This window comes from Peptoniphilus timonensis JC401 (assembly GCF_000312025.1).
Lineage (GTDB): Bacteria > Bacillota > Clostridia > Tissierellales > Peptoniphilaceae > Peptoniphilus_A > Peptoniphilus_A timonensis.
In genome coordinates this window covers 380305-389875 of sequence record NZ_HE978593.1, presented here as the reverse complement: position 1 = coordinate 389875, position 9571 = coordinate 380305, and the positions used below count along the sequence as shown (strand labels likewise).

12 protein-coding genes are annotated in these 9571 nt (G+C 29.4%); 2 read left to right on the top strand and 10 right to left on the bottom strand.

The window, feature by feature from the left end; translation table 11 throughout:
• From HGPT_RS01900 to HGPT_RS09585, 3 genes are all read right to left on the bottom strand, one after another.
• Positions 1-434: M24 family metallopeptidase (locus HGPT_RS01900; protein WP_019138202.1), on the bottom strand; the 434-nt coding region annotated here is incomplete at its 3' end.
• The gene (locus HGPT_RS09590) at positions 431-838 is read right to left on the bottom strand and encodes a tetratricopeptide repeat protein (RefSeq protein WP_245544076.1); all 408 of its coding nucleotides are present in this window, start codon (positions 836-838) and stop codon (positions 431-433) included. The genes HGPT_RS09590 and HGPT_RS01900, both read right to left, overlap by 4 nt.
• Positions 839-903: 65 nt before the next feature.
• Positions 904-1326, bottom strand: coding sequence for a tetratricopeptide repeat protein (locus HGPT_RS09585; protein WP_245544075.1), 423 nt, complete (start codon positions 1324-1326; stop codon positions 904-906).
• Between the two features lie 99 nt (positions 1327-1425).
• Here HGPT_RS09585 and mnmL point away from each other — a divergent pair, with 99 nt between their 5' ends.
• Both mnmL and HGPT_RS01885 read left to right on the top strand, forming a co-directional pair.
• Positions 1426-2391 (top strand): tRNA modification radical SAM protein MnmL/YtqA, encoded by a 966-nt coding sequence (gene mnmL / locus HGPT_RS01890; RefSeq protein ID WP_019138201.1) that lies wholly within the window; start codon positions 1426-1428, stop codon positions 2389-2391.
• Between the two features lie 293 nt (positions 2392-2684).
• Complete coding sequence (locus HGPT_RS01885; RefSeq protein WP_019138200.1) at positions 2685-3701, top strand: carboxylate--amine ligase; 1017 nt, start codon at positions 2685-2687, stop codon at positions 3699-3701.
• 91 nt (positions 3702-3792) lie between these two features.
• Here HGPT_RS01885 and HGPT_RS01880 read toward each other — a convergent pair whose 3' ends face one another.
• From HGPT_RS01880 to rlmN, 7 genes are all read right to left on the bottom strand, one after another.
• A complete protein-coding gene (locus HGPT_RS01880) occupies positions 3793-4428 on the bottom strand; it encodes a thiamine diphosphokinase (RefSeq protein WP_019138199.1) in 636 nt (211 codons plus the stop codon).
• Positions 4425-5069: a ribulose-phosphate 3-epimerase gene (gene rpe / locus HGPT_RS01875; RefSeq protein WP_019138198.1), complete on the bottom strand. Its 645-nt coding sequence runs from the start codon at positions 5067-5069 to the stop codon at positions 4425-4427. The genes HGPT_RS01880 and rpe overlap by 4 nt, the downstream gene beginning before the upstream one ends.
• Positions 5069-5416, bottom strand: a complete 348-nt coding sequence (rsgA, locus tag HGPT_RS10305) for a GTPase RsgA (protein WP_281032362.1) — start codon at positions 5414-5416, stop codon at positions 5069-5071. Before rsgA (HGPT_RS10305) ends, rpe begins: the two co-directional genes overlap by 1 nt.
• Positions 5406-5921 carry a GTPase RsgA gene (rsgA, locus tag HGPT_RS10300; RefSeq protein ID WP_281032351.1) on the bottom strand — a complete coding sequence of 172 codons (516 nt, stop codon included), beginning with the start codon at positions 5919-5921 and terminating at the stop codon, positions 5406-5408. Before rsgA (HGPT_RS10300) ends, rsgA (HGPT_RS10305) begins: the two co-directional genes overlap by 11 nt.
• Positions 5921-7906: a Stk1 family PASTA domain-containing Ser/Thr kinase gene (gene pknB / locus HGPT_RS01865; RefSeq protein ID WP_019138197.1), complete on the bottom strand. Its 1986-nt coding sequence runs from the start codon at positions 7904-7906 to the stop codon at positions 5921-5923. Before pknB ends, rsgA (HGPT_RS10300) begins: the two co-directional genes overlap by 1 nt.
• Positions 7907-7913: 7 nt before the next feature.
• Complete coding sequence (locus tag HGPT_RS01860; RefSeq protein ID WP_019138196.1) at positions 7914-8630, bottom strand: Stp1/IreP family PP2C-type Ser/Thr phosphatase; 717 nt, start codon at positions 8628-8630, stop codon at positions 7914-7916.
• On the bottom strand, positions 8631-9571 hold a 941-nt coding region (gene rlmN, locus HGPT_RS01855; RefSeq protein ID WP_019138195.1), incomplete at its 5' end, for a dual-specificity RNA methyltransferase RlmN.

Here is a 9571-nt window from a genome sequence, read left to right as displayed (position 1 = left end):
TCTCCAAGTCTATTTCCTATAACAGCCTTTTCAATTCCCTTATACATTGCTTCACGAGTAACTTTTAAAAGTTTTTTTGCGTCATCTGAAACTTCCCCAACTTCATATGACCAAGCTGAATCGGCAAGCCAACCATCAACATTTACAACCATGTCCACAGTTATTATATCTCCATTTTTTAATTCATATTCACTAGGGAATCCATGACAAATTTCATCATTTACTGATGCACATACAGAATAAGGATAGCCTTCATATCCCTTTTGTTCAGGATAAGCTCCTCTTTCTTTCAAACAATTTTCAACAAATCTATCAATTTCAATTGTCTTTACGCCTGGTTTTATAAAATCTCTTAGTTTATGGTGAACATCTGAAAGAACCTTTCCTGCAACTTGCATTTTTTTAATTTCGTCTTCTGTTTTTATAATAATCATTTTAACTCCTTTACTATTTCCTTTAAATCATCATCAGTTTGCGCCCATATATAAGCATCACTATTTATTTCTATGGCTTTAATTATTTCATCCTTTGCCAAATCATCTCTTCCCAATAAGTGAAAGGAACAAGCCTTGTTGTAATGTAGATTGACAGAATTTGGGAAATCTTCTAATCCCCTATCTAATATATTTATAGCAGACTTATAATCTTTATTTTCGATATATATGGCAGACATATTTAAAAACAAAAAAGGATCTTCAAATTTTCCAATAGCTTCATAATAATATTTTAAAGCTAATTTGTTGTCGCCTTTCTTTTTTGATAAAACACCCATATTGTAAAGGGCTCTACCATAATCAGATTTTATATTTAAAGATTTCTTTACATAAAATTCTGCCAAATCATCTTTGTTTAAAACTTCATAAATTGAACCTAAATCATTATAACTTACAAAATCAAACTCATCTATATCAATAACTTTTTTAATTCGTCAATGGCAAGATTGCTCTTTCCAATTTTGTCATAGGCATGAGCTAAATAATAATGTGCCCTGTCATAATTTTCGTCCAAAGAAATTGCCAATTTATAATTTTTTATAGAATAATTAATATCACCATTACAAAAATCATTACAAATGGCAAGACCATAATAGGCTCCTGGCATTTCTTTTAAGTCTAAAATTTTATTAAAATAAGTCCTTGCTTCATTAAATTTTTCTTTTTTCAAAAAAATGTCACAAAGCTCAAAATATACAGATATTTTCTCATCAATATCCTCGTCACTAGTAAATTTTAGAGATTTCATGAGAAGATCTTCTGCCCTATCATAATCTTCGTTTAGCAAAAATTCTTCTGCTAAAATTAGATAGTTTTTAAATTTTAAGTCCATTAAAAAACCTCAATTCCTATTCTATTATATAGCATTTTTTTCAATTTCACAGTCATAGAAATATTTTTTAAAAAAATATATAATAAATGAGGTGATATTATGAGAAGATTTTTATCTTTTAACGATTTCTTTCGTGAATATTTTAATGGAAAAACTGTGAAATTATCTCTTGATGGTGGATTTTCTTGTCCCAATAGAGATGGAACAATATCAGAAACTGGCTGTATTTTCTGTTCTGATGAAGGAAGCGGTGAGTTTGCTGGATCAAAAAGTTTAAACATTTCTCAACAAATTGATTCTCAAAAAATTTTTTTGGAAAAGAAATGGAAGGCAAAAAATTATATTGCATATTTTCAAAATTTTACAAACACCTATGCTTCTTTAAATAAATTAAAAAATATTTACGATACCCTTGCAAGTCGTGAAGATATAAAAGGCATTTCAATTGCCACAAGATGTGACTGTTTAGACGATGAAAAAATTGAATATCTAAAAAAAATTTCAGAAAGAAAAACACTTTGGCTTGAACTTGGAATGCAAAGTGTAAATGAAGATACAATAGAATTGATAAATAGAGGATATTCTCACGATTTATTTGATAAAACTATAAAAAAATTAAAAGAAGCAAATATTCTCTTTTTGATTCACGCTATTTTCGGTCTTCCCTTTGAAGAAGATTCTGATTTTACAAATACAATAAATTATATTAGAGAAATTGAGCCTTTTGGAGTTAAATTTCACAATCTTTATATTTTAAAGGATTCGCCGATTTATGATTTATATAATAAAGAAAAGTTTAAAATTTTATCAAGAGATGAATACATTGATATACTTCTCTACGCCTTAGATAATATAGATGAAAAAACAGTAGTCCATAGAATTACAGGCGATCCTCCAAAATCTAAATTATTTGAACCAAAATGGTGTGCTGACAAGCTATCTGTGATTTCAGAAATTGATAAAAGGCTTAAAAACAATAATAAATCAATTCTATCCCAAGAAGAAATAAAAGAAGTTTCCAATTATTGGAAAAAGAAAGATAGGGCATTTCTCTATACTCCTTAAAATATTTTGTCTTCTAGTGTATAATGTATAAGGATAAAATGAACGATTAAAATTTATAGATAAAGGAGAAACATGAAAAATATTTCTAAAGATATAATAAAAAATATAATGTTAAATTTGTAATTCTTGGCTCAGACGAAAATGCTTATGGTATTGCTCGTATCCTAAATGATAATTATGGTCTTATTTCCACAGTCTTTTGCCAAAAGCCACTTCCAGCAACAGATCATTCAAGAATTTTAGACAGGAAAGTTATAGCAAACTTTTCTGACAATGAAGTTTTTGTAAATGAAATGATAAAATTTGCAAAGGAAAATAAAGATGCAAGTCTAATTACAATCCCATGTGGTGATGAGTATTCAAAGTTACTTTCCAACAACAAGGAAAAAATAAAAGAATATTATAAGTTTAACACTCCTTCAAGTGAATTAAATGAAAGACTTGAAAATAAAATTGATTTTTATAATTCTTGCGAAGAACTTGGTATCCCTTATCCAAAATTTAGAGTTATAAATAATTCAAAAGAAATTGAAGATTTAGACTTACAATTCCCTTTGATATTAAAACCTAATGATTCAATATCTTATGTAAAGCTCTCTTTCCCAAACAAGTATAAAGTTTACACAATTTATGATTATGAAGAATTAAAATCAGTTGTAAAAACTATCTATGATGACAACCATTATGAAGGAACAATGCTTGTCCAAGAATACATTCCTGGTCCTGCATCAAACCAAGCATCTTTTAATGTGTATTGTGACAAAAATGGAAAGGTGCGCATGATGGTTTATGGACAAATCCTTTTAGCAGATCCTCTTCCCCTTAGAATTGGAAATAATGACGCTATCTATACAAAATATATGCCAGAACTTTATAAGTTTTATAAAGAAAAACTTGAATCAATTCATTACACTGGATATTCAAATATAGATTTAAAATATGATCCTCGTGACAATACTTTTAAAGCCTTTGAAATGAACTTGAGACTTCCTCAAAGTCACTATTTTATGGCTGCAGGTGGCGTAAATGTTCTCGATTTTTATATTCGCGACCTATTAGACTTAGGTTTTGAAGAAGAAGTTTATTATCACAAAGAAACGTCAAAAATTTGGATGAATGCTCACCCAAAACTTTTAAAAGAATACACAAATGAAAAATATCACGATACAATTGATAAGCTTTTAAAAAATGGCTATGAGTTCACAATTAATAATAAGAAGGACTTTAGCTTTAGTAGAAAGAAAACTTATTTAAAGAGAAAGTTTGGATCAATTAAACACTATAAAATGTACTACAAATTAGAAAAATAAATTACACAAAAAAATCCCAGAATCCAAAATAAGGAATCTGGGGTTTTTTAAAGCCCAAGATAATTTATACTTGGGCAATTTTAACATTAAATTAATCTTTTGACATTATAATAAAAGCAGATCCATAATTTATTTTTATAGTCGCTTTATTAGAAACCATCTCATTGCTAACTGCTCTACTGGGATTATTAAAATCTATAACGAGATTTTCTACTTCATAGTAAAGACCCTTAGTTGAAAAGTTTAATTTATCTGAGGCACTTATTAGAGAAAAATATTTTTTATTAGTTTTTTCAAAATCATAAGAACCTTCTTCGACATAGATAACTTCGTTGTAATCGTCTTCTATTTTTGCTCTTATTCCATTCTTGTATAATTTTTTTAAATTCAAAAGATTTGCAAGCTCATGATCTAATCTTGTTCCCAAGGCTCCTAAAATAATAATATCTTTATATCCTTCACCAACTAAATAAGAAAGAGCTAGCTCTGTGTCTGTAAAATCTTTTTTTGCAGGAAATTTTTTAATCTCAATTCCATTTTTTTCTACATAATAAAGTGCTTCATCACCTATGGAATCTAAATCTCCCAAGAGCAAATTTGCCTGAAAATCATATTTTTTTAAAAGTCTTGCTCCACCATCAGCAACAATTATAAATCTATCAACATATTTTTCAATTAATTCTTTTGAAACTTGTCTTCCACCAGAAATTAAAAGAGCTTTTTTCATAACAATTCCTTGAAAGCCTTTATATTTTCTCTAGTTTTATTTCTTTCAAAAATAGCTGAACCTGCAACTAAAATATCTGCTCCGGCTTCTAAAACTTCTTTTGCATTTTCAAGTTTAACTCCACCATCAACTTCTATTAAAGTATTTAAATCTCTTTCTTCAATTATTTTTTTAACTTCAGAAATTTTTCTTAAAGCTGAAGGAATAAATTTTTGTCCTCCAAATCCAGGATTTACGCTCATGATTAGAACTAAATCTAATTTTTCTATAGTATAATCTAAAATTTCTAAACTATCAGATGGATTAAGGGCAAGACCAGCTTTCATACCCTTTGATTTTATCAAAGAAATGGTTCTATCAAGATGTTTTGTAGTAGATGGATGAATTGTAATAATATCTGAACCTGCATTTTTAAAATCTTCAATAAAATTTTCCGGACTTTCAATCATAAGATGAGTGTCAAAGGGAACATCTGTAAGTGGTCTAAGACTTTTTACAATTTCTGGACCATAAGAAATATTTGGCACATAATTTCCATCCATTATATCAAGATGAACAAAATCAACCTTTTCTTCGTTCATAATTTTAAATTCTTTTTCTAAATTTGTGAAATCTGCTGATAGTAGTGAAGGTGAAATCATTAATATTCTCCTTTATTTTTTATTTCATTATAAATATATAAGTAATTTTCGTATCTTTCTCTAGTTATTTTTTTTAATTCTACAGCTTCTTTGACAGCACATTTTGGTTCTTTTATGTGATTGCAATTATTAAATTTGCAATCATTAAAAGTTCTAAATTCTCTAAAATAGTTTTTTAAATCATCACTATCAATATTTAAACTTAATGAAGAAAATCCTGGAGTATCAAAAATATAAATATCATCATTATAAAGAATCTCAGTGTGTCTTGTTGTGTGTTTCCCTCTTTTAGTCTTATCCGATACTTTTCCAACTTCAACATCCTTATCTAATATTCTAGATGTTATAGTTGATTTGCCAGCACCAGAAACTCCACAAAGAGCAACAGTTTTTCCCTTTAAAAAATTTTTTCAAAGAATCTATTGAATCATCCTTATCTGATATCATAAATGTTTCAAAACCAGCACTTTTATAAATATCTCTAAGCTTTTCTCCACTTTTCCTATCAAGATCGCACTTATTTATGACAACTGCAACATCTATTCCTTGATACTCTGCTTGAATTATAGTTTTGTCTATTATCACCAAGTTGTATTTTGGATCCAAAACAGGAATAACAACTAGAGCAAGATCAACATTTGCAACTTTTGGTCTTGTGAGCATATTTTTTCTGGGATATACTTTTTCAATATATCCCAGAGTTTTTTCTTCATATTTAAATTCTACATCATCACCAACAAGAGGGTCTACATTTGAATGTCTAAAATTGCCCCTAGCTCTCGTTTCAAAAACTTTATCTTTTGACTTAATATAGTAGAAGCCCCCTGTTAATTTAATTATTTTTCCAATCATTATTTTATCTTCTCAGTCTTAACAAGATTTCCATCTACATAAATGTTATATTCGCCAGGTCCGATAAGTTCAACACTTGCCACATCTCCAGCTTCGATATTATAATTCCAAACTGTCTGAGAACCTATCTTATTGCCATTTGCATCTTTTACTCTTTCAGCATTAACTCTATGACTTTCTCCATCGTCAGGTACCTTAACTTTTATATGATTAACCTTGTTATAGTTGTCTTCATTATTACTTTCTTCGTTTTCTTTTTCATTTAAATCTTCCTCTTCATCAATCTTTGGACCTTTAGATATATAAAGAGTAACTGTTGAACCCTTTTCCACGCTTTCACTTGGTTTTGGATCCATATCATAAACTTGACCTTCAGAAACTTTATTGCTATTTCCATTTTCAATAACAACTGTTAAGCCCAAGCTCTTTAGTTGATTTACAACTATATCTTGGTCCATTCCCTTATAGTCACTTAGAACAACTGGTGTTTTATCTACTCCCTTAGAAATTATAAGTTTTACAGCAGTTCCTCTCTTAACAGAATAGCCACCATCAGGATTTGAATATATAACTTTTCCTTCTTCAACATCTTCATTAAATTCTTCTTCAATTGAACCAAGTTTTAATGAATTTTCTTCAAGAACTTTTTGAGCTTCATCTTTTGTTAAGCCTTTTAGAGGTGGAACAGGGACTGAATCAGGAAGTTCATTTATTTCCAAAGTTACAGTTGACCCTTTTTCTATCTCAGTTCCTTCTTCAGGACTTTGTCCCAAGACAAGTCCATCAGCTTCATTTTCATTCTCAACAGTACTTACATCTAAGACAAGACCTTGTGCTTCTAATAGTTCTTTAGCTTCATCTCTTGTTTTACCAAGATAATTTTCTACAACTATTTTTTCTACTTCGTCACCAGACTTCATACCTCTCATTGCCTTTGGAACTACATAAATTAAGAGTGCAATTATAACTACTGCTGAAAAAATACCTAATATTGCAGGTGCCACTGATTTTTTCTTTTTTACAACTTTTTTAGGTCTATTAGGTCTTTTTGCATCCATATTATTGGAATGATTTCTATTTGGCCTTCTGTTCATAGCCGGTGTCACAACAGTTCTATCATCATCGTCATAAGATCTATTGACAGAAAAAGTCTTTGCACCCATTGTATAATCTTTTATATCTTTTATTAATTCAAATACATCTTTATACCTATCATCTGGATCTTTTTCAGTCATTTTTAAAACCAAAGCATCAACTGAAGGATCTAGACTCTTAATAAATTCTGAAGGTCTAGGCATTTGTGATTGTACTTGCATAAGGGCAACTGAAACTGGATTATCTGCATCAAAAGGAAGCCTTCCAGTTAACATCTCAAATAGAACAATGCCAAGAGAATAAATATCAGACCTATTATCAACTTTAGCTCCTCTTGCTTGTTCTGGAGAAAAATAATGAACAGAACCCATTACAGCATTTGTAGCCGTAACAGTTGTATTATCAGCAACTCTAGCTATGCCAAAATCTGTTACCTTAATCCTGTCATCTCTAGTAACCATAATATTTTGCGACTTAATATCTCTATGCACAATGTGCTTTGAATGAGCAACTTTAAGAGCTTCTGCAATTTGGATACAATAATTTAAAGCTCTTTTTTCAGATAGTCTACCCTCATCATTTATTAAATCCTTTAAAGTCTTTCCATCAATATATTCCATTACAATATAGTGTACTTCTTTATCTTGTATTTTTTCTGTACCTACATCATAAATACTAACTATATTTGGATGAGAAATACTTGCTGCTGCAAGAGATTCTCTCTTAAATTTTCTTATAAAATTATTATCTTCATTATATTCTAACTTTAGAACTTTTATGGCAACAATTCTATCAAGCCTTCTATCATGGGCTTTAAAAACATTTCCCATTCCGCCAGTGCCAATTTTTTCTAATATCTCGTATCTATTTCCTAAAATTTTATTAATCATTGCCCACCTACTCATTAAATACTAAAATAAATGTAATATTATCCATACCGCCATTTTTTAGAGCCAAGTCAAGAAGCTTATCCCTGGCATCTTCAGGGCTATTTTCTTTTACAATTTTAAAAATATCCTCATCAGAAACCATATTAGTGAGCCCATCAGAACAAAATAAAAATATGTCTTTCTCTTCAATATTAAGAGTGTTAACTATAACTTCAATATCAGGCGTTGTTCCCATTGCCTTAGTAAGGACATTTTTCTTAGGATGATTCTTTGCTTCTTCTTCAGTGATTTCACCAATCTCTATTAAATAATTTACAAAGGAATCATCTTTAGTTATTTGCTCCATATCTTTATTTATTTTGTAAATCCTAGAATCACCAATATTAGAATAAATGAGAACATTATCTAATATTAATCCGGCAGACAAAGTCGTACCCATTCCTCTGTAATCTTCATTTTCTTGAGAGCTTTCATAGATTTTTTTATTGGCATCTCTTATTGAAGATGAAAGAATTTCTATAGCATCATCTATACTTTTTACTTCTCTTTCCCCTTCAAAGTCACTTCCAATAATTTCAGTTGCCATCTTTGAGGCTCTTTCACCTGCCAAATGACCTCCCATTCCATCAGCTAGAATATATAAATTTTTAGATTCATTTAAAAAATATGAATCCTCATTGTTTTTTCTGTAGTTACCTACATTTGTTGCTGATACTACTTTCATTTATTTCACCTCAATCTTACGCCTTAGTTGTCCACATGAGGCGCTGATGTCCCTTCCCAGTTCTCTTCTTATTGTCACATTGAATCCCTTTTTTTCGAGTTCATTTTTAAAATGATTTATTTCCTCTTTGGAAGGTCTCTTTTTATCAAATTCTTCTATTGGATTTAATGGTATTAAATTAATATGGCACTTTAAATCTTTTGCAAAATTATAAAGTTCATCAATATTTTTTTTGCCATCATTTTGATTCTTAATTAGAGTATATTCAAAAGTAATCCTATTATTAGTCTTTTCAATATAATATTCCAATGATTTTTTCAAATCAGAAAGATTAAATCGTCTGTTAATTGGCATAAGATTTGACCTATCCTTATCATTAGTTTGATGAAGGCTAATAGCAAGATTAATTGGAAGATTTATATCTGCTAAATCATAAATCTTATCAGCCACTCCACAAGTTGAAATTGTTATATTTCTATAACTTGTATTGTGCCCCTTTTCATCGTGAAGTAATTTTATAAATCTAATTACTTCAGGAAAATTATCAAGTGGTTCACCACTTCCCATTAAAATAAAATTAGAAACTTTAATCTTATATTTATTTTCAATTTCATAAACCTGAGAGAGCATTTCTCCTGCTGTGAGATTTCTCACAAGTCCAGATTTTGTAGAAGCACAGAAGTCACAACCCATTCTGCAGCCAACTTGACTTGACACACATTGAGAATATCCATGCTTGTATTCCATTAGGACTCCCTCAATTAAGTTGTTGTCTTTTAATTTAAAAAGCATCTTTTTTGTTTCATCTAATTTTGAATCAAAACTTTTAAAAATTTCAAGTTTATTTATTTCTTCTTTTTCAATAATGGAGATTGCTTTTGCCGAAAGATTTGAATTCTCTATATCATACCTTTTTTTATCATGAAAAAAAGTAAAAAGCT